Source organism: Anaerobacterium chartisolvens (genome assembly GCF_003337415.1).
GTDB lineage: Bacteria > Bacillota > Clostridia > Acetivibrionales > DSM-27016 > Anaerobacterium > Anaerobacterium chartisolvens.
The window spans coordinates 41183-65861 of the sequence record NZ_QPJT01000024.1 but is presented as its reverse complement, the minus strand read 5'-3'; the positions used below and the strand labels follow the sequence as shown (position 1 = coordinate 65861).

Annotated in this window: 20 protein-coding genes; 12 read left to right on the top strand and 8 right to left on the bottom strand. The window is 33.3% G+C overall.

Annotated elements, in window-relative coordinates:
• Positions 1-71 precede the first annotated feature (71 nt).
• A complete protein-coding gene (locus tag DFR58_RS17240) occupies positions 72-854 on the bottom strand; it encodes a DDE-type integrase/transposase/recombinase (RefSeq protein ID WP_114299098.1) in 783 nt (260 codons plus the stop codon).
• Between the two features lie 56 nt (positions 855-910).
• Positions 911-1423, bottom strand: a complete 513-nt coding sequence (locus tag DFR58_RS22230) for a DUF6431 domain-containing protein (RefSeq protein WP_278278820.1) — start codon at positions 1421-1423, stop codon at positions 911-913.
• A gap of 679 nt (positions 1424-2102) precedes the next feature.
• On the opposite strand from DFR58_RS22230, the gene dptF reads away from it, so the two are divergent.
• The 6 genes from dptF to DFR58_RS17205 all read left to right on the top strand — a co-directional run bounded on the left by dptF (position 2103) and on the right by DFR58_RS17205 (position 13777).
• The gene (gene dptF, locus DFR58_RS17230; protein WP_114299096.1) at positions 2103-3872 is read left to right on the top strand and encodes a DNA phosphorothioation-dependent restriction protein DptF; all 1770 of its coding nucleotides are present in this window, start codon (positions 2103-2105) and stop codon (positions 3870-3872) included.
• A complete protein-coding gene (dptG, locus tag DFR58_RS17225; RefSeq protein ID WP_114299095.1) occupies positions 3872-5281 on the top strand; it encodes a DNA phosphorothioation-dependent restriction protein DptG in 1410 nt (469 codons plus the stop codon). The genes dptF and dptG overlap by 1 nt, the downstream gene beginning before the upstream one ends.
• Positions 5262-10424 (top strand): DNA phosphorothioation-dependent restriction protein DptH, encoded by a 5163-nt coding sequence (gene dptH / locus DFR58_RS17220; protein WP_242987703.1) that lies wholly within the window; start codon positions 5262-5264, stop codon positions 10422-10424. The genes dptG and dptH overlap by 20 nt, the downstream gene beginning before the upstream one ends.
• A 28-nt stretch (positions 10425-10452) precedes the next feature.
• Positions 10453-11781 carry an ATP-binding protein gene (locus DFR58_RS17215; RefSeq protein ID WP_114299094.1) on the top strand — a complete coding sequence of 443 codons (1329 nt, stop codon included), beginning with the start codon at positions 10453-10455 and terminating at the stop codon, positions 11779-11781.
• Positions 11781-12746 carry an O-methyltransferase gene (locus DFR58_RS17210; RefSeq protein WP_114299093.1) on the top strand — a complete coding sequence of 322 codons (966 nt, stop codon included), beginning with the start codon at positions 11781-11783 and terminating at the stop codon, positions 12744-12746. The genes DFR58_RS17215 and DFR58_RS17210 overlap by 1 nt, the downstream gene beginning before the upstream one ends.
• 80 nt (positions 12747-12826) lie before the next feature.
• Positions 12827-13777 (top strand): HTH domain-containing protein, encoded by a 951-nt coding sequence (locus DFR58_RS17205; protein ID WP_114299092.1) that lies wholly within the window; start codon positions 12827-12829, stop codon positions 13775-13777.
• Positions 13778-13781: 4 nt separating this feature from the next.
• Here the strand turns inward: DFR58_RS17205 and DFR58_RS17200 are convergent, their stop codons facing one another.
• The 5 genes from DFR58_RS17200 to dndB are packed head-to-tail and all read right to left on the bottom strand — an operon-like array spanning position 13782 to position 19820.
• Positions 13782-14918, bottom strand: a complete 1137-nt coding sequence (locus tag DFR58_RS17200) for a cysteine desulfurase family protein (protein WP_114299091.1) — start codon at positions 14916-14918, stop codon at positions 13782-13784.
• Positions 14915-15301, bottom strand: coding sequence for a DndE family protein (locus DFR58_RS17195; RefSeq protein WP_114299090.1), 387 nt, complete (start codon positions 15299-15301; stop codon positions 14915-14917). Before DFR58_RS17195 ends, DFR58_RS17200 begins: the two co-directional genes overlap by 4 nt.
• Complete coding sequence (dndD, locus tag DFR58_RS17190; protein ID WP_170138204.1) at positions 15291-17315, bottom strand: DNA sulfur modification protein DndD; 2025 nt, start codon at positions 17313-17315, stop codon at positions 15291-15293. Before dndD ends, DFR58_RS17195 begins: the two co-directional genes overlap by 11 nt.
• A gap of 1 nt (position 17316) precedes the next feature.
• Positions 17317-18699: a DNA phosphorothioation system sulfurtransferase DndC gene (dndC, locus tag DFR58_RS17185; RefSeq protein ID WP_114299088.1), complete on the bottom strand. Its 1383-nt coding sequence runs from the start codon at positions 18697-18699 to the stop codon at positions 17317-17319.
• Positions 18700-18704: 5 nt separating this feature from the next.
• Positions 18705-19820 (bottom strand): DNA sulfur modification protein DndB, encoded by a 1116-nt coding sequence (gene dndB, locus DFR58_RS17180; protein WP_242987701.1) that lies wholly within the window; start codon positions 19818-19820, stop codon positions 18705-18707.
• Positions 19821-20038: 218 nt separating this feature from the next.
• Here dndB and DFR58_RS17175 point away from each other — a divergent pair, with 218 nt between their 5' ends.
• The 3 genes from DFR58_RS17175 to DFR58_RS17165 are packed head-to-tail and all read left to right on the top strand — an operon-like array spanning position 20039 to position 22588.
• Positions 20039-21031: a helix-turn-helix transcriptional regulator gene (locus DFR58_RS17175; protein WP_114299087.1), complete on the top strand. Its 993-nt coding sequence runs from the start codon at positions 20039-20041 to the stop codon at positions 21029-21031.
• A 15-nt stretch (positions 21032-21046) separates the two neighbouring features.
• Complete coding sequence (locus DFR58_RS22570) at positions 21047-22312, top strand: DUF429 domain-containing protein (protein ID WP_114299086.1); 1266 nt, start codon at positions 21047-21049, stop codon at positions 22310-22312.
• A gap of 36 nt (positions 22313-22348) precedes the next feature.
• Positions 22349-22588 carry a hypothetical protein gene (locus DFR58_RS17165; protein WP_114299085.1) on the top strand — a complete coding sequence of 80 codons (240 nt, stop codon included), beginning with the start codon at positions 22349-22351 and terminating at the stop codon, positions 22586-22588.
• Positions 22589-22668: 80 nt separating this feature from the next.
• Here DFR58_RS17165 and DFR58_RS17160 read toward each other — a convergent pair whose 3' ends face one another.
• The gene (locus DFR58_RS17160; protein ID WP_114299084.1) at positions 22669-22920 is read right to left on the bottom strand and encodes a helix-turn-helix domain-containing protein; all 252 of its coding nucleotides are present in this window, start codon (positions 22918-22920) and stop codon (positions 22669-22671) included.
• A gap of 147 nt (positions 22921-23067) precedes the next feature.
• Between DFR58_RS17160 and DFR58_RS17155 the strand changes: the two genes are divergently transcribed.
• The 3 genes from DFR58_RS17155 (at position 23068) to DFR58_RS17150 (ending at position 24651) form a co-directional block, all read left to right on the top strand.
• Complete coding sequence (locus DFR58_RS17155; protein ID WP_114299083.1) at positions 23068-23232, top strand: Spo0E family sporulation regulatory protein-aspartic acid phosphatase; 165 nt, start codon at positions 23068-23070, stop codon at positions 23230-23232.
• Positions 23233-23244: 12 nt separating this feature from the next.
• Positions 23245-23373 (top strand): hypothetical protein, encoded by a 129-nt coding sequence (locus tag DFR58_RS22535; protein WP_278278819.1) that lies wholly within the window; start codon positions 23245-23247, stop codon positions 23371-23373.
• 186 nt (positions 23374-23559) lie between these two features.
• Positions 23560-24651, top strand: coding sequence for a DUF4139 domain-containing protein (locus tag DFR58_RS17150; protein ID WP_242987699.1), 1092 nt, complete (start codon positions 23560-23562; stop codon positions 24649-24651).
• Positions 24652-24679: the final 28 nt, after the last annotated feature.

Here is a 24679-nt window from a genome sequence, read left to right as displayed (position 1 = left end):
ATTATTATGTAAAGAAATCAAGGCTCAGTTCATTGGTTTTACTGGACTGAGACCACATTTCTTTACATAATTTAAGTCTTTACATAACCCTTGGATTCAGGGCTGTAGGCTTTCGTATTCAAATGGCGGACACGGAGCTTGGCGCAAGCCAGCTTCATCCATTGGGAGACAAAGATTTTCCCATTATCAACGTAGAAAGCATCGGGAGTACCGCATTTCATTACTGCCTTGCGGAAAGTGTCCTCAAGTACCGGCAGCTTCTGGTTATCATAAAACTCAGCATGAACCACCATACGGGTAGCATCATCTATTATCGCTATGAGATAAGTCCTTATCTTGCGTCCGGGGTGCAATGGATCAGGCAGGTGAGGCCCGAATTTCAGGTCGGCTTGCCATAGGGTATTACGTCCTTGACGGTTAAACCTGCGGCTGGAAACCTGCTTTTGACTGGCTTGAATTTCACGGCCGCTTAGTCCCTGCTGTCGCAAATGCTTTTCCAGTGTGGAACGGGCAACTGTATACCCTTCACCTTTCAAAAGCTGCTGAATGCGTTCTGCACTGCGCCGGGGCAATTCCCGCCGGTATCTGGCGGCCAGTTCCAAGGCTTCCGGGGTTATAGCTTTGCACATGCCTTTATCTTTACGCTCTTTGGGAAGAAGTGCATCAAAGCCCCCTTTCTTAAATGCTGCCAAATACCGGCGCAGTGTCCGCTCGGAAACATCTTCCTTACAACGTATCATCCACCGGGCATTACGTTTTTCCCATTCCGAAGAACCCTCATCCAACAGTGGAGCAATCATCTGATACCGTCGGAGGGCTTCTTCTCTTCTTTCATCCAATTCATTGTTTTTCATAAGGTATCAACTCCTCTTTTTTCAAATTGATACCATTGTACCGTTGATTAACCCGGTCAGACTATGCAAAGTGGGTAGGATGGATTAATCAAATGTAAAGCTTTCACCAGTACAGGCCATGCGGGAGGCAGGGCAGGCAGCCGGGATAAGGCTTGCTCCAGCCGCTTTAATGGATGGAACGGGATACTTAACAAATCAGGGTATTCACCAAACAGCCCTGATGCCTTTGACTCAAGTGAACCAGCCCAAGATTGCAATTTCCTTTTGAACTCTTTCTGCCATCGGCGCAAGGTACTTTCTTCAGCCCCGGAGGAAACAAGAGTCAGCGGACAGCCTTCCAAAATACTTCGGAGCACGTGTTCAATTTCCCTTGCCATATAATGCTTGAAAGGAATGAGGAAATGAGGGAGGCGGGTAAAGGTTTTACGGCAATGGGGACATCTGAACCGTCTTACCCTGCACCACTTTTTTTCACCCATGATGCAAACCCGGCGCTTACGAGTGCCGTGACCATGGACTTTCCCACCGCATTTAGGACATTTTTTAAGTTTATGTTGTGTTAGTTGTATTAAGTATGGTAAAATCAGGACGTAGAGTGATGGACCTGCTTATCAATTTGACTCGTGGTGGATGAGGATTGATTTGTATGGTCCTTCTCCTTTTTTACCATTAATCGTATACCAAAAGGGACACTTATGTAAAGCTAAATCCGGCCAAAAAGACCGGGCCGAAACAATACATACTGTGGATCCAGTCTGGCATGGTGGAAGTGTTAACGAAGACTTTCTGACTGTTTGTTATCAGAATTCCTTGTAGATTGCCGTAAAAAATGGGAGTAAAGCAATTGTCTTTCCATCTATAATACCAGTGCGTAACGTTTCACGGTAAAGTGAGCTGCCAGAATTGCTATGTTGGAGATATCCAAGTTTCTAGATGAGAACAGCAGTATCGAAAAGATACTTGTGGTGTGCTTTGATGAAAGAACTATGGATACTTATCGATGTGGAAGCGCTGAGGGATATAGAGTAAAAATAAAATCATGTATTTATATTAGTAATATATGGATTCAAGATAAAAACTATTGTATAATCAAAGAGGGATTTGGAAATTATTTGTCGAATAGATTTTAAGAGTATTATGGATATTCATTAATAGTTTTTATCTATTAACAAGTAAGAAAAGTGGAATTAGTAAGTATTATACTATGACTATCAATGTTGAGTTTGGATTTAGAAGAGGTGGATTTACTTGGACAATGAACACTTATGCTTGATTAATGAACTGAAAAAGCTTAAAGAGTCTTCTAAGGAGTCTGTTGAAAACTTGGACTCATTTAGTGAATTTAAGAAATATATGCATGTAAAGAGAAACGTTGAAGATGAGTTGAAAAGTTTGATTTTAAGGGCTAGTTCAGCAAACAAATCACAGCTTATTCTTGTTTGTGGTGGAGTTGGGGATGGAAAATCTCATTTAGTTTCTTATATACTTCAAAATTTTCCACATATTCGAGATAGTTTTGTTCTTCATAACGATGCAACAGAGAGTTTCTTGCCTCAACAAACTTCTATAGATACATTGAATTCTATTTTAGAAAATTTCTCTGATGATAAGATAGGTGTTCATACTCCTAAAAAATTAATTCTAGCTATAAATCTAGGAGCGTTGAACAATTTTATTGAATCTGAATATGGAAGACGTTTTAATTATTTGAAAGAATTTGTTAATAATAAAGGAATTCTTGAGTCTAAAATTGTAGATAATTCATTTGATGAGAATAGCTATTTTCACTTCATTAACTTTAGTGATTTTCATATGTATAGTCTGGCTTCTGATGCTCCGAAGTCAGATTATATTAGAAATATTTTTCATAAAGTAACACAGCAAAGTTCGAGTAACCCATTTTATTTGACTTACAGTCAAAAATGCACAAAACTATGCAATTGTGCAGATAATTGTCCTGTAAAGTTTAATTATGAGCTCCTTGGAAAAGAATTCACTCAAAACCGTTTAATAAGTATATTGATTGAAGCAATGATTAAATTTAAATTAATTATTTCTACTAGAGCGCTTTTGAACTTCATTTATGACATAATTGTTAGTACATACCTGGATATGATTCCAAGTGAAAATCTTCAGAAAGAAATTAAAAAACTAACATTTAGAGAACATATTAAGTTTTTAATACCAAATCTAATTTTTGAGCATGAAGATTTATCCCCTATTTTTCAGACCATTTCAAAACTAGATCCCATTAGATTAAGGAATGAAAAAAGAGATCAATTAGTAACAAAATTTAACACAGTAAAAAACATTGCATTTTTATATAAGGAGTATATTGAAATATCTGATTACCCTCATTTCAGTACAATGTTAGCAATAGAAGGCGTTTTTTTAGACTCTGAAGAACTTAAACAAGAACTAATAAAGCTTTTTTTTAGGCTTTACTTATTTAGTCCTAGAGTAGGTGAGTTAGAGTACAGGGATGAGATGTTTTCTGAATATGTCAAGCACCTTTACTATTTTAATGTAGGGGATAAGAATAAGGTTAAAGGTCTATATTTTGACATAAGAGAAGCTATTTATAAGTGGAATGGAAAAAGTAGCGAAGATAGAATAAATATCTTTGTAGGAAAAAATCAATTGAAGTATAGAATTAGTCAAAAGCTGTACATAGATCCGGTTGTTGGAAAGCTTGAAAAGAAGGATTTAATAGAAGTTGAAAAGTTCATACCTTATATCAAAACTCAGTTCAGCAGACAAGATGATGAAACCGTATACGATTTAGATATAGATTATTCGTTGTATTGTTTGTTAATGGATGTTAACAAAGGGTATAGACCAAATAAGAATGATAAAAGTACATATATCAATTTTGTAGCATTTATGGAGAAAATTCTATCTCTCGGACACCAAGATAGGGAACTGGTATTTGAACAGAGAGTCGGCGAAAAGATAAGTAAATATAGAATGAATTACAATAAGCAGTTTGATCAATATAGTTTTGTGAGGTTACAGTGATGTTTCTAAGGTTAAACATTGATGAGATTCTAAAGAATTTCAACTTTAATAAAGAAGCTAAAATTAAACTACAACATAATACCGGAAATAAAATTAGAATTTTGCCATTTAGGGCTAAATTTGAAGAAATTTATATTGCAAACTTTAAGAGTGTAACTGGGGAGCTTTCGAGAATCATTACAAGTAGAAAGCTGAAAGACAGTTATACCGCTGATTCTATATGTAATCACATTACAAAGAATATTAATATTGAAAACGAAGATGAAGATGTTTTCAGGGATTTGGTTAAAGAATTATTTTTTAACAAATTTAATGAATTAGAAATATTTCATCCGATAATTTATAATTATGTTACGCTCCAGAATACAGAGCATAAAAAGATAGCATCTTTTTTAAATTCTGTGCTTGTGAATGAAGAAATTAAGCATGTTGTTATGCAAACATATGATTATAAACCTAAAAACATAATGCTTGGGCTAATTCTTGAGAGTTTGCCGGAATTGTTGTGTGAAGAAATAGTTCAAGATGAAAATTACATAAATTACTTACCGTTCGTTCAAACAGTGTTTATAGAAGATTTAAAATTTATGTTGAGTAATGAGAAACTATATGTAGAATATTTTGAAGAGTTTATAAAGTATTATTTCTTTTTCTATGTTTCGCAAATTTCACTTAAACTGAATCAGATGTTTAACAGTGATATTTCAAGACCAGATCCTCTGTTTTTTACTTTGGAAGGAGAAAAAATATCGAAATCACGGACTAGTTATGGGGTGGGATGGAATTTGCTTTCAGGGAATATCGCAAATCTTTTTTCTCATGCTATTTGTCTTGAATTCTTAAACCATACGGTTGAAAGTTTCCCTATAAAACTATCATATGTTAATATTGCAGAAATTGTTAAGAAGATGAATACTGATGAAAAGCAATGTTTACAAAATGATATTGATCAACTTCTATCTCTTTATAAAGATCACATACAAGATATTGATTGGGAGAGTTTCAATTTAAATTACATATATTATGATGATGATTGCCTTAATAAGATTTATGAGTTATTACGAGCGATAGAATATCAATTTGCGAGATCAATTGGTAATCGTAAAAGTGCTAATCAAAAGTATAGTAAGTGGTTTGAAGATTTTTGTCGAAAGAACTTTTTAAAAAGTCATGGACCATTAGGTTTTACGTTGTCTTTAACTCAAGAATATTTAATCTTAATAACTCGTTTATGTATGAATAATAAAGATAAAATTGGTTTAAAAAGCTTATTTCTAGAATATGAGAGGCGGGGGCTTTTCTTAGACAGCGATTCAAAAGATGCTGTGATTCAGCTATTTGATAAGTTAAACATTTTGGAGAAAAAAAGTGATAGTGGGGATGCTCAATATGTCAAAGCAGTTTTATAATTATTTAGCTAAGAAAATTGTGGATTATTTTTCATCAAGGCAGATAAGCAATGGTGATAAATTTGGTATTAGATTTGAAAAGGAAGAACAAGTAAAAGCGTTATATGATGAGCTTGCTTATACACCAGGGATTGAGGCTTTTATTTACCCTGCAAACAATCCAGTTTATGAAACCTATTCTTTAATAATTAATGGAATAAAAATCATAGTTGCCGCGACAATTGATGGAATAAAGGCAGATTTTTTAACACGTCTCAGAAATAAAGTGGGTACTATAGAAGAAAGTGAGTTTATAGGCACTGCAATACTCTTTATACATAATACTGATTTGGATAGTTTAGTCAGAGGTTCTGAAAGTTTTTACAAAGAAAGTATGCCCTTTCATTCTAAGAACATTGTTGATAATATTAAAGAAAAGATTATATGTTCAAGTCTTTCAAAGGTCGATAAAAATATAATAAACGTTATTCTTGAACGAAAGGCAAGTGAATCTTTTCAAGATCATACATCTATTTTTGACTATGAAGAAATTCTTGAAGTATTGAATTCTACAGGGATTGAAAAAGAACAATATAAAAACTTTGGATTATTTTATGATTCAGAGTTAACAAATTATGGGGAAAAAGATATAAAAGAACGATTAAAAGATAATTATCAGTTTTATGCGATTGTAGATGCTTCACATAAATATGGGAATCCTGAAGTTGACCTTGAAAGATATTTTGATCAAAAAGGCCTTGAAATATTATGTGATAAAGATTGGCGGGATATAGTAGAGTATAAGGATGTAAAATTATCGGCAACTAACAAAAAAAATACACAGCCTATCAAGTACATTGAGAATCACAAAGACACTTCAATGGTTGGAATACCTTACTGGGAGAGACCTGAAGGTGAATCAAAAGCAAGATCTAGGATCAGAAATATAATTATATTCAACAAAGATGCTATTCAAGATATTGAGATTGAGTTTTCATTTGATAAGTTTGTTACAAATTCTAATCTTAAGGTTGAAAACAAGTCTGAAGCTTCTGCAGTGGCTTCTGGTAAGAAAATAAGAGTTTATATTAACCATATTATAGGTTCGACAGGGTTTAGTAAAATAAATTATAAAGATGATAGTATCAAGTACGAATTTAGAATCGCTACAGTTGAATGTGGTGAAAGCATTCTAGAAGGTATCAAGACAAATTATAGTATTAATTTTAAAGATAAGACTATTGTTACAAGGCTAAATGAAAATGTGCTCGTAATACGACCGGGTGGGGTTAGCGAAATAGAGGAAGTGCTTGAAAAAGTTGATAACACAATAGAAATATTTGATGACAATCAAACTGTTAAATTGATAAGGAATATTGGGCAAATAAATGATGAATCAGAGTATATTGACATTAATCTAAAATATATAAATACAATTATTCCTATTGCTATACATGAGGAAAGTATTAAGCCAATCCTTGTGACAGGTGTTTCGGTATGGAAACTTAAAAGAGAACTTCAGGAGAGTTTTATATATAAAGGCGAAAACAAGCTTATACAAGGGACAAGGGAGTATTTTGCAAAAGAGGAGTATAAAAAGAATATTGAAAAAGAAAAAAATATTATTGAATCTGAGGGTCTATTCTACTTTGAAACGTATGATGGGTTAATTGCGGAGGAAATTACTATAGATGCTCAAATGGAGGATTCTTATAGAAATCTAGTTAGGTATTATAAAAGCAAAAATTTACTTCCAAGTCTTACATTTATGGACGATACTTTGCTGGATTTATCGACCCAATATGTTCAACAATATTTGGATTTGATTAATGATGTAGAAAATGGTCAAACATTAACAACCGAACAAATTAATCTTATGAAATTAGGGACAATATATAGAACTGTGGAGGAGAAGGAAATTCTCTTGACACCGTTACATCCATTAAATGTAGCTTATCAGGTTGTTCTTAATCAAACTATTGGAAACGAAGAAGTTTCTGAAGAAATACTTAACAAATTAGGCCCTAATAATTTGTTACCATATATCTATAGAGAAAAAGATAAGTTATATAAAGCAATTGAACAATCTCACTCGCCAGAATGGAATTATTATGTAAGCGATAAAATGCTAAGATATAAAGGTTCTCGTGATTTTGTCTCAAAACTCGTTAGGGAGAAAATCGATGAGTTTATAGAGCATTTTTCTTACTTATTTACAATTACAAAAGATTGTGCTATTAAGATTAATCTAATTAACCTTGGAGATTGTAAGGAAATAATTCAGGGGATATTTGAATTTTACATCAAGCAACTGAAGAAAAACAGTAATGCTGAGGATTTAATTAATATTCAATTATATATTTATGGCGACGATAAATCACATAACGCTTTTGAGGAAATATCTTTCTACCAGGATACTCAACTTATAAAAGATGAGTTTAGTATCAATCTGTCTTTAGAGGATTTTTCAGAAGAAGAAGTTCTAGGTATTTTTAGAAATAAAGTTCGGTTCTATATGAAAGATGTGTCTTCACTTCAATATGAGTATTGTCACATTGCTTTTTACCAATTAGAACAATTTCATAATCCCACCTATAGTAATATGAGCGAATTAAGTACAGGTATATCAATGAAAGGATTAATGTCAGGCATACCATCTGTATACTCTAATAATTTTTATAGAACAGGTTTTGGAACTAAGTTCATAAATGAGGACAATTTATTAATTGATGTGGCAAAAAAAATTAATGCTATAGCAAGAACTGCAGGTGGCTTATATCCATTTAACAATAATGAAAGTATAAATACTGCAATTTCAGATGAAAGCAGAAAAACACTTGATAAAATATATGATTCGTCTAACTGGGTTACATTTATTGATCCTAAAGTTGATTTGAACTTTTTCAAAAACGATCCTATGGCAAAGGATATATTAATTATTCATTATAGCGATCAATATAGTTCATCGAGTGGATATGATGCAATCACAGTTACTAGAAAATCAAAGCAATACCAAGTTATTATAGAAGAATATCTTAAAAGTAAGATGATTCATGATGTAGAAAAGTCTTCTCCAAAACTTATTAATGTCTTTAACGCAGTTAATGGAGACTGGTTATTAAGGTTAATTTCTAATAACCGGCAATTCCCAAGGGAGAAATTAAGTATATTGTCTGCAATAAAGATTGGTCTAGCATACCTTTATAATGAAAATATTATATGGATTCCAATATCATTAGAAGAAATTTTGAGAGTTTCTGGTGGGACAGGTTTGAAAAGTAGTGATGGACTTTTTTCGGCTAAGAATCTGGGCGCACCGGGATCATATTGCGATGATCTTATGTTCGTTGGAATTGAAAATATTGAGCACCGAATTAAAGTGTATTTTTATCCAATTGAAGTAAAAATAGGTAAAAACGATGCGAATGTTATTAGTAAAGCAAAAGAACAAATAAAACAAACACGAGCATTGTTTTTTAATAACCTAATTGAAATGGCTGAGGAAGAAGGAGTAGATAACAGAAAGTTTACTAAGCGGATATATAGGAATTTTCTTGCACAATTAGCAATTGTCAGTGCCGAGAAAATGAAGCTTTATGAAGTTTGGCCTGAACAAAATTGGGACTTGATAGTTGACACAGAAGTTAGAGCTAAGCTTTTGAACGATAACTATGAAATTAGCTGTGATTTAGATAGTATTATAGGACATGGGGCGATCATTTCGTTTAAAAAAGACGTCTATTTTAAGAGTGTGATCAAGCAAGATGATATTTTACAGTTTGAATTTTCAGAAGATGATGGTTACCAATACACTGTTAAGAATACAGAGGAATTAAAAGATAGTTACATTAACGGAGAATCAGATATTAATAAAGATAACTTATTACATTATGTCTACCATAAATGTGAGTACGGTATTGAAAGAGGGGATAATCACTCACTTGTTGCAGATAAGTCTCAAGAAGAAGCAGTTACTCAATCAAAAGAAATTGAACAGGCAGAAATAGTTGAAGCAGTGCCAATGAACATTAAGTTTGGTCAGAATTCCGAAAACAAGAGTCCTGTCTTGTGGTATCCCACATCTACAGATAAAACTATGCATACAAATACTGGAATTATAGGGACTATGGGTACTGGGAAGACTCAGTTTACGAAGTCTCTAATAGCACAACTTCATTGGAATTCTAAAGATAATGTAAATGGAACAAAGATAGGCATACTTATCTTCGATTATAAGGGTGATTACATAAAAGAGGATTTTAAAAAGGTAACAAATGCTAAAGTTTATAATTTGTATCATTTACCGTATAACCCACTAGCATTATATCAATCGGGTGACTTCAAACCATTGTTACCTTTACATACAGCAAACAGTATTAAGGACACAATTTCTACGGCTTTTCACCTTGGACCTATACAGCAGGCAACATTAAAGGACGTAATTATGGAGGCTTATGAAACAAGAGGTATAAGGAAGGCAGATTCAAGTACTTGGGGGGCTTCGGCACCGACATTACATGATGTGTACCGGATTTATTCGGAAAAAGAAAATATCAAAACAGACAGCTTATATTCTGCACTAAATGCATTATATGAATTTGAAATTTTTGAGCCGGATCATAGTAAGACAAAAACTCTATTTGATGTAATTGACGGGGTAACAGTTATTAACCTTTCCGGATATGATAAAAGCATACAAAACCTTGTAGTTGCAATTACCTTAGATGTTTTTTACTCACAAATGCAAATGGGTGGACACAGTGCAATAAAAGGTAATTACAGAGAAATTACAAAAATGATACTAGTTGATGAAGCTGATAACTTTTTGAGCGAGGATTTTCAGTCTCTCAAAAAAATCCTTAAAGAGGGAAGAGAGTTTGGTGTAGGATCTATTCTATCTACACAACTTTTAAGCCATTTTTCAACTACAGATAATGAATATGCAAATTATATACTTACTTGGGTTGTTCATAATGTAACCGATATAAGCAACAAAGATGTTAGATATATTTTCAATACTCAGTCAAAAACTGAAGAGGAGAATATTTTTAATAAAATTAAGAATTTAGAAAAACATTATAGTATTGTGAAGCTTGGCGGCGGAATTAATCCAATACATATGAAAGATAAAGCATTTTGGGAGTTAACGCAGGAATTTGTGTAAACACAGAACTATTAAGGGAGGTAAATGGATGTCAACAGAAATATTAGCTACGCCTACTAAAGAATTTTTTATTTATATGATAACTCGTGATATTGGGCTAAAAGAGGCAATAATAGAGCTGGTAGACAATAGTATTGATGCTGCTAGAAGATTTGTTGTTGATGATAATTTTGATGGATATAAAATAGAATTAGAAATCAAAGAAGATGAGTTTATTATTAAGGATAATTGTGGAGGGATGGATCCTAAGGTAGCTGAGAAAGTAGCTTTTAGGTTCGGACGGCCTTCTGATTACAAAGATTATATTCAGGAAAATAGCTTTTCTATTGGCAGATTTGGTATTGGTATGAAACGATCTCTATTCCGCTTGGGGAGAAAAATTAATATAAAATCATCAACAAAGACTACATTCTTTGAAATTAATATTGATGTAGATAAATGGGTTCAGGAGCCTGATAAGTGGAATTTCGAGTTCTCAGATTTGAAAACGAATTGCGATAATGCAGAAGTAGGAACAACTATTTATATTACCGACTTAAATACAGAGGTTAAGGATAAGTTAAATTCAGTTAATTTCATTACTGAGCTGCAAAAGCATATTGAGGTATACAATTCAAAAGCTATTGAGAAAAAGATGTTCATTAGCATTAACAGAACAATGCTCCAATATTATTTTGATGGACTTTACTTCGATGAAAATTTTAAACCTGCTTATAAAGAGCTAATAGTAGATGATGTTGTAATAAAGGTTTATGCGGGAATAGGCGATACTGGTTTTCCTAAACATGCAGGATGGTACTTATATTGCAATAATCGTCTGGTTGTATTTTCAGATCAGACTAGTTTATCCGGGTGGGGCGAAGATGGGATACCAATTTCTCATTCTACTTATGCGCGTTTTAGAGGATTTGTTTATTTTGAATCAAGTAATCCAGACAAATTACCTTGGAATACCACTAAAACTGGAGTTGATCCTGAATCAAAAGTGTTTATTTCTGCAAAAACTATTATGAAAAAGTTGATGCAGATTGTTTTTGAATCAATTAGGAAGTTTGCAACATTAAAGGAAGAACAAGTTAGCGAAGATGAAACTGAAGAAATAACCGATGATGTAAATAAGGTATTACTAGAAAATACAAAAAAAGTAGATATCAAGGACATAAAAACATCTGATTTAACTGAGAAATTTGTGATAAGTGAAGTACTTCAGAGAAAAATCAGTAACCTTGTTACAATAACTTACTATAAAGAAAGAGAAATGGTGGATAAGGTAAAAAAGTCAGCGAAATTATCGTCAAATGCTGATGTAGGAAGATTTACTTTTGATTACTATTGTGACATGGAGGAAATAGATTAATGGGTAAACAAGAAAGACAAAACATTAATTATTACCTAAGGCCTGCTAAAAGTATTGAAAGAAAATTTTTTTGCGATATTTTTAGAAAGTTAGAAGTGTTTTCTCCACTTAGGGATTATCAATATATTGGAATGGGGTCAAAATACTTTGTAGATTTTACTCTGTTTCATAAGGAATTAGGAATCAGTAAGATGTACAGCATTGAAGGAAATGCGTCAAGTGAACAAGAACAAAATAGATTTGAATTTAACAAACCATTTAAGTGTATAAATATGGTTTTTAAAAGTTCATCTAATGCAATTAATGATATTAATTGGAATACAAAGTCAATCGTTTGGTTAGATTATGATGAGATATTTTCTCGATCGAATTTACATGATATAAAAAATATTGTTCTTAATTTATTACCTCATAGTGTTTTGCTTGTTACCTGTAATGGAAATTATAGCCCTGATGATCAGACCGATGATAGATTTGAAGTGTTTAAAAAGGAATTTGAAGATGACGTACCTATGGGGACTAAAAAAAATCAAATTGTAAACAAGCTATTTCATCAACTGGTTAATGAGATGATAAATAATAAAATACAAGAAGCTTTAATAGAAAAAAATGCTAGTATTTCTGATGATAATGAGAAAATGATTTTTAAACAATTAGTGTATTTTACATATAAAGATGGCTCTCCTATGGTAACTATAGGAGGTGTTTTCATTGGAAAAAGGGACGAAGAAATATTTAACAATACCAATTTTTACGATTTCTTTTTCAATAATAACATAGCTCACCCGTATGATATTTACCTACCTAACCTTACATATAAAGAGCTGCAAAAGATTAATACACAATTACCATGTGAGAATTGGTCTGACATTAATTTATTTGGATTAAGGGAAGAAGATTTGAAAATATATATGGAACTGTATAGGTATTACCCATTTTATATGGAATCTAGGTTTACCGGATAAAAATAATACATTCAAACACTGTAGAATTAATTCATAATTCCTCAGTGTTTTAGGCTTTTATAATTGGAGAAGTGATGAGGATGAGTAAATTTACTCTAAAGGATTTAGCAAAAAAAATACTTTTTGAAACAAAACGTCCGTTAACTGCGCGTGAAATTTGGGATATAGCTCAAAAACAGGGACTGGACGGAAGGCATGGTTTTATTGGTAAAGATGCATGGAACACTCTTGGTCGCAAGGTTAAGAATGATATTGTTGATAATGGTAAAACTGATTTTATATTGATTGAATCTAGACCAATTAAATTTTATCTGCGTTCTTTGGGTTCACAACAAGATATAGAAAAAGTTATTGAAGATGAAAAAGGAAAAGTTGAGGAGGAAGAACCGAAGCTAAAATATAGCGAAGAAGATTTGTACCCATTGCTTGCATATTATTGTGACAGTACTGACATTCTTCCAAAGTCCGTAAAGCATCAAAAGTCAAAAAAGTCTCATGCGCAATGGTTGCACCCTGATATGGTTGGTGTTTATTTTCCAATAAAAAGATGGAAGAAAGAAGTGGTTGATCTTTCGAAAAAGATGGGAGAATTTGGTGTAAAATTATTTTCATATGAAGTAAAAAGGAGTTTGGGCTTTTTCAATATTAGGGAGTCTTACTTTCAAGCTGTTTCAAACTCATCTTGGGCTAATGAAGGGTATCTTGTGGCAGCTGAGATAGATACTGATGAAGATTTTATGTCTGAGCTAAAGAGATTATCAAATGCATTCGGAATAGGAATAATCAGATTAGATACAAGTGATCCGGATTTATCAGAGATACTTTTACCTGCTAAGACAAAAGATATTTTAGATTGGGAAACAGTTAATAAACTTGTGAGCTATAATTCGGATTTTTATGATTTTATTGTATCAATATACGAAAATGCTGATGTGACAAAAATTAATCGAGGAAGTTTTGATGAAATAATAGATATAGATGCTCTAGTGAAAATATTCCAAAGCATCCATAAAGATAAAAAGAAAAATTAATATATCACTGAATTGATATTAATTGATTTATAAAAGAATTAACCTGATTCAAGGTATTAAACTTAGATAAAGATATCCTTATGGTAGTATAGATTTCTGATTCAGTAAGTCCAATGCTTTTTAGAACATAGCTTGGTTCGCCTAAAGAACAAGCAGACCCTGTAGAAATTGCAACATCATTACGGAGTTTTCTAATTAAGATTTCATTGTTAATTCCGGGCAAAGTAACATTTATTACTCCAGGAATTTTATGCGTCAAATGACTGTTTATTTGTGAAGATGGATATATAGCTCTTATCTGGTCAATGAGAATTGTTTCCAGATCTTTTAATACTAAGGTGTTTTTATTCATTTCACGCTTAGCTATTTCGCAGGCTTTTCCAAACCCAACAATATTATGGACAGAATGAGTACCGGCACGGTAATCAAATTCTTGGCTTCCCCCGTGTATGAGAGGTGTTATTTTCTGCTTTGTTCCAATTTTGGTTTTCCTAATAAAGCACCCACCAATCCCTTTGGGACCATGAATTTTGTGGGCTGAAAAAGATAGAAAATCTACAGGAATAGATTTAACATCTATATCTATTTTACCTAACACCTGTGTTGCATCTGAATGAAAAAGTATACTTCTATCTTTACACATAGATGAAAGAGAAGATATCTCATTTAGAGTACCTAACTCATTATTGCCCCAAATCAATGATACTAAGATCGTTTCCTTTGTCAACGACCCTTCAAGTTCATCTTTGTCCACTTGACCATATTTATTTACATTTAAATATGTTATCTTATACCCTCTCTTTTCAAGCCACTTACATGTCTCAAGCACTGACTTATGCTCCGTTTTTGATGTAATAATATGATTTCCAAGCTTTTTTTCATAATACAGATAATCACTTATTCCTTTAAGAATAAAATTATTGCTTTCTGATGCACCACTGGTGAAAATTATTTCATCATTCCTAGAATTTATTAGTTCAGCGACACTAGTTCTGCTTTCTTCAACAGATTTTTTTGCAGTCTCTGCTAAAGTATAGTATTTACTTGACGGATTGCCGTATTCTTCATTTAAAAATGGAAGCATGGATTCAACTACTTCAGGATCAATTTCGGTTGTTGCACTGTTATCAAAATAAATCATAAAAGTACTCCTGAATTGATTTTTGAGAGATTTATCATAAATTTCTCAGTATTTTTTGAATAATTGTAAATTTTTTTTAACTCAGGTGCCCCACGATCAAGATGCCTGTTTATATAAGTTGGAAAATATTCTTCATCACTTAGATAGCGGCCACAGTGTTGAGAAATAAGGCACTTGAAAAGTAAATCATGATTACCGGTTAATATATGTCGGTGAAATTCGAGACCGTGATTATTTCTATCTTTATCGCCAATTGGGGTATTATCTCTTAAAGACAACGCAATAGCAAGCCTTGCAAGTATATTAGGCGTGATATGAGTAATATCTTGCATTTCTTTTAAGATTTCCATAGTTTCTTTTGATGTGCGCATTCTAAAATTCATTATCTTCACCTTCTTTAAAAAAGTATCCTTTATGAATTGATACAGTCTTCATATTGTTATCATATGATATGACGTATTCCTTACTTATATGAGGTTTGAGCTTTTTATAATAGCTTACATCAATCTCTGTATTAGTGGAAAGAATAATAACCTGTTTACCAGACTGAGGTAATAATTTCGTTATAATGTTCTCTTTATGGCAATGATCCAATCTTCCTAGTAAGGTATCAAATACTAATGGGGCCTCTCTTTTTGAAGAGTTAAGAATGGCCCAAAGCATAGATAATATGTATATTTGCTTTTCACCTGCAGACAGATTATCTTTAGGTATAACATTATCTGTGTTATCAATAATATCTAGGTGGAAAGTATCTTTATTAATTTTTGCTCCTACAACAAATTTGCTTTTTCTTATAAGCTGAGAAAACATATAAATAAAATGCTTCTCAATTTCACGGAATTTTTCCACGGATACTAGGTTAACAAATCTATCAATTACAGTGTTTATCTTCTGAGTGATGTCAAAAATATTTTCATCTTTTTTTGCTCTGATAATAACATTATATACCTTATCTTTCTGTGCTTGAAGTAGTGTAAGCTTGTTTTCTAAATTGATTATTTCAGAAAGGATAAATTGCTTATGCCCTTCGTGCTTTGTAATTTCTTCATTTAATAATTTAATTTGGTTTAAAATCTTATCAAATTCATTGTCCTTTAGATTCAATTCTTGCTTTTTTCGCAGATTAATAATATCTGTAGTAATCTGATTTACTTTTGCATGGGATTTCTCACAGAAACTTGAATCATATGAATTAATGATATCAATAAATTTTTGTACATCTAATGCTTCACTGGTTGATATATTATGAATTACATTTAAATTATCAACAGAGGGTTTCAATCTTTTATCTATTGAAACATCTAAATGATTAACAAGTTTATTAAATATAATTTTTTCATTCTCGATATTTATAAGTTTAGTTTCTAGCAAAAAGTCCTTCAAAATTGTTGTTATTGTATTATGGTCTAGCTTCTGTTTAATGGATATATAGTCGTTATGATCTTTTTCTAGCTCCAGTTGTTCAGATACTCTTATTAGAAGGTCTTTTGTTATTACAAAAGGAAGTATATCAGAATAAAAGCCTTTTTGTTCATCATAGACTTTTTTTCTGTCATCCTCTAAAAAGGCTATCTTATTTGATATTGAGTCATGCTCTTTGGATAATAAGCCTCCATGAATCCTAAATTCTTTTTCTAATTTTTCGATTAACTGTTTATTATCACTTATTCTATTATCAAGATTAAGTATAGATTCTTTTTTTGATTTAACTTCCTCTAATAAGGTGTCATATTCCTGTGACAAGTTTGTGAATTTTTTTTCTTCGTCTGTGAGAGAAGAAAATATATTGTCTTGTTTAATGTAATTGGTTAAATCACCTTTTAAGATTTCAAACAAATCAAGATTAAACATAGTCATAGCAGAATTTTTTAAACTATAGTCAAATTCATCAGTATTAAACAATTCTGCAATTTTTTCACCATCAAAGAAAAAGAAATTAAATAAGGCTGGAGGCAAAAATTTCCTTATGTAGTTTTCGAAATCAAAAATATCTTTTTTATCTAGTTCATCTCCATTTTTATAAACACTATACTCTTCTTTTATAGTACTGTTTTTTATATTCCAAATTCTCATAACCTTATAGTTATTGATAACGCCTTCTTCCGTTAAATTAATATCAATACCAGCATGAGAAGATGAATTAGGTTCTTTAGCAGCATAAGAATTATAGTAACGCTCCTTTATTTTGTTTAAATAACTTTCATTAGGTGTTTTATATCCAAGGGATAATGGTCCATAAAGTGCTACTCTAATTGCATCTAATATAGTAGTTTTTCCAGAACCATTTTCACCACCAATAAGTATGATATTTTTATTATCACCGCTGGCAAGATCGATTGTATGTTCTCCATAAAATATACCGAAGTTTTTCAGGATAATACTGTTAACTAACAATTTATAGCACCTCAATTTTTTCAGAATGAATCCATCCTTGGTTAAGGATAGAATTAATGTTTTTTAAAATACCATTTCTATACTTATAACCATAATACTCAGATTCAACTGTTATAAGCTTTTTGATTATTTCAACAGAAACACCTTCTTCAGAACATAAATTTCCCAATATTTCTAACTCGTTTTCACTAAATAGTGGCCTTTCATTAACTTCCCAGTTTAATTCAATGCCATATACTTCTTTATAAATATCAGGTAAAGAATCTTCCCAATCACCTTCCTGCAACCAAACTTTTCTAACTTCTTTAAGCTCTTCTCTTGTAATTAGTTCTAATCTATGAGGTGTGCGGTTATCTTCATTTAGGGTTTTTTGACATAATAAAAGTTCTTTTAATATTGCTTTTCTTCCATGTAAGTTAAAAGGACCTAACCCTTTTCTCTTATCTTCACCTTCACCTAAATAATAAACACTACCATCTTTTCTCTTGTTATCCCTGTATTGCTCATTTTCTCTAATTTCGATTAACCAATTTCTGAAAATGAGAAGATACTCTAACCATTCCTCACCATTTTCAATGAACCCAATCAACGCTTTATCTTCTTTTACTACAGTACATATCCAGCAGCCAAACCTACTATTACCGCATGATGGAGTATTAACGGATTTATCAAGTTGATCAGTAACTAAAGGGCATTCTCCAGAAGAATTCTGGTATAGTTCCAATAACTTGTTATTATTTCCACCCCATGGAGAAGGGGTCGTTAATAAGTAATCCCATACGTCGTCAGTGCTAAAATTTTGTATTGGAGCATAAACAAAAGCATTTGTTAAAGTTGTATGTCTTTGCAGAATTTTCCCCTCTATTTCATGGGACCTTAGAACTTGATCCCTAGCTTGACTTTCACCTTTTCTTACGCCTAATACCATTATTACTTCCCCAAATTTTGAGACTTTATCTAAAATGAACTTGTTCGCAGGTGCGATTTTTAGCTTGTCCGTACACCACCTAAACTTTTGTCTTGGAGGGGGATAACCTTTGCCTATAAGGCTTACCCAAAAAGTTTTATTTATTTCAGGTGATACTTTGTGACAAGAAATAGGAAGACTTAACTCACTAGCTTTCTCTTGAATCGACCTAAGTGTATTCTCTATGTATGATATGATTAACGGAGTTTCCACCATAGTATCAGATGATATTATATATACTGGTTTGTTACGTTTTTCTGGGTCAATTTCACAGAGAGCATTAAATATTATCTGAATTACAGCAGTAGAATCTTTCCCGCCACTGTATCCAATAACCCAGGGACGCATATCGTAAAGATACACGTACTTTATCTGTTCTGTTATTTCTTTTACAAAGTTGTTTAATTTATGTAACATATATATTATTTTCTCCTCTTGTTTTGTTCAAACCTTGACTCTATAATATTTTCTTCTTGTGTTAACGCAAGGCCAAGCCTTTTCTTAATAATATTTGCAGTTAAAACGACGCACTGTTTATTCTTAGTAATTCTACCATTCGGTCCAATAGCTCTATCCTTCCAATCTTCAAGATTTTGCCTGCTCCAGTTAATGTTATTTAGCTTATTTATAAAGTCCTCAGTTAATAAGTGTTTCCCGTTTTTAAGCAAGAAATTGCCTATTGCTCCCAAAGACTCAAGGGTTATTCCGTATGAATGTATATAATTGTCTCTCAATGCAGAAGCGTTTAATTGTTTATTTTTTACTTGTTGCCATTCTTTAATATTGTTGCATATTAATGACCAATACTTAAAAATGAATTCTTTTTCAGTACTTTCAATTTCATTCTTGTTAAAATCTGAAAGTATTAGCTTATTTGCCTCATATATATTACTGAGAAGGAATATTTTTGGGGAAAATTTAGGGATTGAGTTGCCTTCTTTGTCGGTAAAATCTCTTAGAAGATCTATGCTTTCAATCAATTCAAGTGTCAAATTTCTTATAGGATCACGATGATCAAATAAAATACCAATAGACTTTGTTGTATTAACTGCATGTTTATTTAAGTCAGAAAACATTTGCTGACTTCTTCTTAACCCTTCATCTCTAAAGAATACAATTGAAATTGTTTCGTTACCCAATTCTGGACGATGTTGTATAGCTTCTTCAATAGCTGCTCGTCTATGTTGACCATCATTTATCAAAAATTTCGAGTCCATAGAAATAATTAGGTTGCCAAGATCACTAAATTGAGACTCTTGACTAAAAGGTATAAATTTTAAGTCGCCATCTATTGATGCAGTTAAAGATGAAAATACATAGTCCTCAGGGTTGTCAATAATATATCTTGCGATTTCAGGTAATCTAGATCTATTGATTACTCTTTGTGCCCGATATTCAGGCGGCAACTCCTGTAGGTCGTTAAAAAAAATTTTTGTAACTAGTTTTAAAGGAAACATGGTTACATAATATTCTTTTTTTGCCTGCAAACCTCTAATCGCAGGGAATGCATATGTATAGTTATTATCAATAGTATTCAATATAAATCTCCTACGTACGTAATATTTAAAAACTACTTACATTATAATTCTGCATATTTGTAAAGTCAATAATATTAGGGAAAAATTTACCTCATTATACTAAAGTTTTAGGTGTTATAAATATATATATTACTATCCTTTTTATTGGACACATCCTGTGATATTATAGTTTTACTATAGGTAAAATTTATATAGTAAAAATGAAATAGAGGTATATTATGGCAAAAAGCTCCAACCAAAAATTGAAGATTCTCTACCTGATGAAAATCTTTCTCGAAGCGACCGACGAAGATAATACTATAACATTAAACGAGATGATTACAGAACTTGAACGCTATGGTATTACTGCCGAGCGGAAGTCAATATATGACGATATCGAAGCTCTGCACCAATATGGCATCGACATTGCCACCAGGAAAACAAAAACCACTGACTATTTTGTTGCCAATCGGCTATTTGAACTGCCAGAGCTCAAGCTTCTGGTTGATATTGTACAATCTTCAAAATTTATTACTCACAAAAAGAGTAATGAGCTGATAAAGAAAATTGAAAGCCTCACGAGTGTGCATCAGGCCAGAAAGCTTCAGAGGCAGGTGTACGTAGCAAATAGGGTTAAGACTATGAATGAGCTGATTTACTGCAATGTTGATACCTTACATATTGCAATATCCGAAAACCGGCAGATATCTTTCAAGTATTTTGAGTATAACCTTGATAAAAAGAAACAATTTCGGAATTCTGGACAAGCTTATGTCGTGAGTCCTTATGCACTTTCCTGGGTGGACGAAAACTATTATTTGATATCCCATTATCCAAAGAATTCTGATTTAACTCACTTCCGTGTAGACAGAATGGGAGAAATAAAACTCTTGGAAGAACCTCGCCGGACGCTGGCAGAAATTATAGGTGAAAAAAGCCTGGATATCGCCGAGTATTCGAAAAAGGTCTTTAATATGTTTGGGGGAGAGGAAGTAGCGGTTAAGCTGCAGTTTGACAATTCTCTTGTAAATGTTGTGATAGACCGTTTCGGTAAAGATGTATCCATTGAAAAAGTCGATGAAAATAGCTTCGCGGTCCGGACGCATGTGGCTGTCAGTTCTACGTTTTTGGCCTGGGTGTTCCAATTTGGCAATAAGGTGAAGATACTGTCGCCGGAGAGCGTTGTAAAAAGATATAAAGAAAATCTGCAGGAAATAATGAATTCATATTGATTTGAGGGGCTAACAATGTCAGATTACATATTAACATATACAAAAACCAGGTTTTATCCGTTAAGACCGATTGTGGAGGACATCAGAATTGAAGATATCGCACATTCATTATCTTTGATGACTAGAGCCAACGGTCACTTCAAGCATTTTTACTCTGTCGCTCAGCATGCAATAAATTGCTATAAGGAAGCCAAAAGCCGCGGCTGTTCTAAAAGGATACAGCTAGGGTGTCTTCTTCATGATGCAAGCGAAAGCTATATTTCTGATCTGACAAGGCCTGTAAAAGGGCAACTGTCAGAATATTTCATTATTGAAGAAAAGCTGCAAAGTTTGATTTATGAAAAATACGGGCTTGGTGATCTGACTGAGGAAGAAAAGCACCAGATCAAGGATGTTGACGATGCACTATTGTATTTTGAATTCATCGAATTAATGGGTATTCCAGTATTTGATATTCCACCTGAAAAGCATATGGAACACAATTTCTCGCAAAGAGATTTTGTCAACGTTGAAAGTGAATTCATTTATATTTTTAATCGGCTTACTCAAGAGCAGAGAGGCTTTAGCAGTGTTGGTATTGATGGATGCAGGGCTGGTTGGGTTGCAGTTAACATTACTAAAGAAGGTTTTGAAGTTGAACTTTATAAAAGTATTGTAGAAATCTGTTCAAAATACAGTGACAGTGATAGCATTCTGGTTGATATGCCCATCGGGCTGCCTGAGAGTATTGATGAAATAAGGCCTGATGCTGAGGCGAGAAAAATTATTGCAGGCAGATCATCCTGTATATTTAATACACCCTGCAGACAATCAGTCTATACTGAAGACTACTTTGAAGCAAGCAGTATAAATAAACAGGTGTTGGGTAAAGGCCTGAGTAAGCAGTCCTTTGCCATATGTAATAATATTAGAGAAATTGATGAGCTTCTGGAAAAAGTGCCGGAGTTTAAGGAAAAAATAAAAGAGAGCCATCCTGAAATATGTTTTGCCATGCTGCAATCCACAGGACCGTACAAGGAGCCGATATATGAGAGCAAGCATACAGAGGAGGGGCAATACGCACGCTTTACTGTACTTGAGCAGTACTATGATCGTGCAGCAGATTTTGTCCAATATATTCATGGACATCCAAGGCTCAGTAAGATATCTGAAGACTGCATTGATGCATTGTGCCTGGCTGTGACCGGAATGTTGGGTATAAAAAATGGTTTCAGAACTGTTCCCGAAAAACCAATGTGTGATAGCCGGGGAATTTTGATGCAAATGGTTTGTGCTGAATAAATGGAGAAATAAGTATAGGATTGAGGTAAATAATTCATGGCATACAGTGATGCACTTTGGCAGGAAGCCAAGAAAAAATGCAGGTTGAATAATGAGGATATCAAAATTGCCAAGGAACTTGGTCTAAATCCAAAAAGCTTGATCAAAAATATTCCTAACAAAAACCAACAGTGGAAAGCTCCTGTAAGTGTATGGATCAGAGAAATACAGGAGGAACGTCAGAGAAAGTCATTGCTGAAACAGAAACGTAAAGAGTCTGATAAGACAGAGGTGTAATGGCACAGAAGCCATCTGGTATCCCGGGCGTATGCCAGTAATACTTCCATTGGAGAAATGGCAGGTATGTATAGCAAGAATTATTTCAAGTCCGATAACAGCCAGTCTATGTTTACATTTAATGCTGTTGCCAATCCAACCACCTCATAGTCGGCCACAAATCTGTCGCCCGATTCTATTTTGCTTATTGAAACCCTATCAATATTATAACCCAAAACTTCAAGTCTGGCTGACAGATCCTGTTGGGTAATCTGCGGATTTGCTTTAAGCCGTGCCTCTCGAACTCTTTTCCCTATAATGTTTTTTGAGCCGTTATGCCAATATATTTTCATGGTAACCTCGTTCTAAAGTAGAACATTTTTGTATTGATTATATCCTTTAGTTTGTTTATAATTGTTCTAAAGTATTACATTTAACATTTTTTACGATGGAAGCATTTGAGCCTTTAAAAGGGCAGGATTGCTAAATAGGTGGTTTTTATGAAGAAAGTTATTGAGCTTAAAGCTGAGATTGAAGAAATCAGAGATTTATTGAATACTGTTACGGCTAACATGGGGTCAAATGATTGTAACTATGAGGCACTTATGAATATCAGTGTGAAGATGGACAATCTGATTCTAGAGTATATAAAAAACGTCGGTTAGGAGGATTGGGTTTTGCATTATGAAGAGACTCTTCAGTTAATAGAGAATTTTAAGCAGCACCCATTTGAAGGTTCACTCATCGTTGTTGGGATAGCGGCTCTTTTTGCGTATCTAATTTATATTGACAGGCGAAAAAGGTAAGTCAAATAGAAATGTAAAGGGTAGCTAATCAAACCACTTCTCTTTCTGCTCTGTGTAAAAGGCTTTTTGTATGATATGTTTGGTCCAGTAATTACTGAGGTGGAAAAATATTCTTGCAATAATTACTACTGTCCGTTTTATTGTACTCATATTATGATACAATAAAAGCGGAGGTGTGGAAAATTTATGAAAAAAATGTCTACTGCAGATGATATGCAAGATATATCCTTGACTATCTATAATGGCGGCTTTGGTGCAGTGAAAGAAACTCGAAACATTAATCTTTCAGGAACTGAAACAGAGCTTATATTTGCTGATGTGGCACAACAGATAGAAACAGATTCCCTCCTGGTTGACGGAGTGAATATCCTGGAGTTCAATTATGACTATGACCTTGTTGACAGGGACAAGCTTCTTGGAAAATACATAGACAAGGAAGTATATTTAAAGGATAGGAAGATCGGCGACAAAAAAAGCTGCCGTCTTTTATCTGTTGAAGGAGCCGGAAGGTGTGTTTTGGAGGATTGCACAACAAAGGAAATATACATAGATGCTCAAGCAGAAATTATTCTTCCGTCCTTGCCTTCCGGACTAATTGTGAAGCCGGCTCTTGTGTGGAAAATTTCACCGTCAAGTGCAGAAAGTGTGAAGGTATCCTACCTCAGCCAGGGCTTTAACTGGAATGCGAATTATGTAATTGAGCTTCTGGAAAAAACCTTGAATATTGCCGGGTGGGCAGAAATTGAGAATCAAAGCGGCGCTACATTTGAAAATGCGAAAGTTAAGCTCATTGCCGGTGATGTGAACCGGATTAGTAAAGATGATTATGAAATGGAAGACCGCATGTATGTTTGTGAGTCGGCTGCAGCTCCGCAGGCCGAAGAAAAGACCTTCTTTGACTATCATATGTACACCTTGCTGCATCCAACCACTCTCAAGAACAACCAGACCAAGCAAATAAATATATTGAACGGTCTGGATATCCCATATAAAAGATATTATCAGCTCAACACCCGTGATGAAAAAGTGAATGTTGTTATAGAATTTGCCAACTCAAAGGAGTGTGGCCTTGGTATTGCTATGCCAAAAGGAAAAATAAAGCTTTATAAGGCGGATGAGGCTGACAGCTCTCTGGAATTTATCGGTGAAGATAGTATAGGTCATACGCCCAAAGATGAAAATATTAAATTGACTATTGGGAACGCCTTTGACATCACATTTACCTGTGGGGAAGTTGATCGTAAGAAGATGGATGGCTTTGAGCATTACAAGTATTAATATGTCATAAAAAATCACAAGGATGAGC

Bases quoted from the DNA above. Each gene is read 5' to 3' on its own strand.
- DFR58_RS17165 (WP_114299085.1), top strand. From the start codon at position 22,349: ATGGCATACAGTGATGCACTTTGGCAGGAAGCCAAGAAAAAATGCAGG.
- DFR58_RS17150 (WP_242987699.1), top strand. From the start codon at position 23,560: ATGAAAAAAATGTCTACTGCAGATGATATGCAAGATATATCCTTGACT.
- DFR58_RS17240 (WP_114299098.1), bottom strand. From the start codon at position 854: ATGAAAAACAATGAATTGGATGAAAGAAGAGAAGAAGCCCTCCGACGG.
- DFR58_RS17205 (WP_114299092.1), top strand. From the start codon at position 12,827: ATGAGTAAATTTACTCTAAAGGATTTAGCAAAAAAAATACTTTTTGAA.
- dndC (WP_114299088.1), bottom strand. From the start codon at position 18,699: ATGTTACATAAATTAAACAACTTTGTAAAAGAAATAACAGAACAGATA.
- DFR58_RS17160 (WP_114299084.1), bottom strand. From the start codon at position 22,920: ATGAAAATATATTGGCATAACGGCTCAAAAAACATTATAGGGAAAAGA.
- DFR58_RS17175 (WP_114299087.1), top strand. From the start codon at position 20,039: ATGGCAAAAAGCTCCAACCAAAAATTGAAGATTCTCTACCTGATGAAA.
- DFR58_RS22570 (WP_114299086.1), top strand. From the start codon at position 21,047: ATGTCAGATTACATATTAACATATACAAAAACCAGGTTTTATCCGTTA.
- DFR58_RS17210 (WP_114299093.1), top strand. From the start codon at position 11,781: ATGGGTAAACAAGAAAGACAAAACATTAATTATTACCTAAGGCCTGCT.
- DFR58_RS17155 (WP_114299083.1), top strand. From the start codon at position 23,068: ATGAAGAAAGTTATTGAGCTTAAAGCTGAGATTGAAGAAATCAGAGAT.
- dptG (WP_114299095.1), top strand. From the start codon at position 3,872: ATGTTTCTAAGGTTAAACATTGATGAGATTCTAAAGAATTTCAACTTT.
- dptH (WP_242987703.1), top strand. From the start codon at position 5,262: ATGTCAAAGCAGTTTTATAATTATTTAGCTAAGAAAATTGTGGATTAT.
- DFR58_RS17195 (WP_114299090.1), bottom strand. From the start codon at position 15,301: ATGAATTTTAGAATGCGCACATCAAAAGAAACTATGGAAATCTTAAAA.
- DFR58_RS17200 (WP_114299091.1), bottom strand. From the start codon at position 14,918: ATGATTTATTTTGATAACAGTGCAACAACCGAAATTGATCCTGAAGTA.
- DFR58_RS17215 (WP_114299094.1), top strand. From the start codon at position 10,453: ATGTCAACAGAAATATTAGCTACGCCTACTAAAGAATTTTTTATTTAT.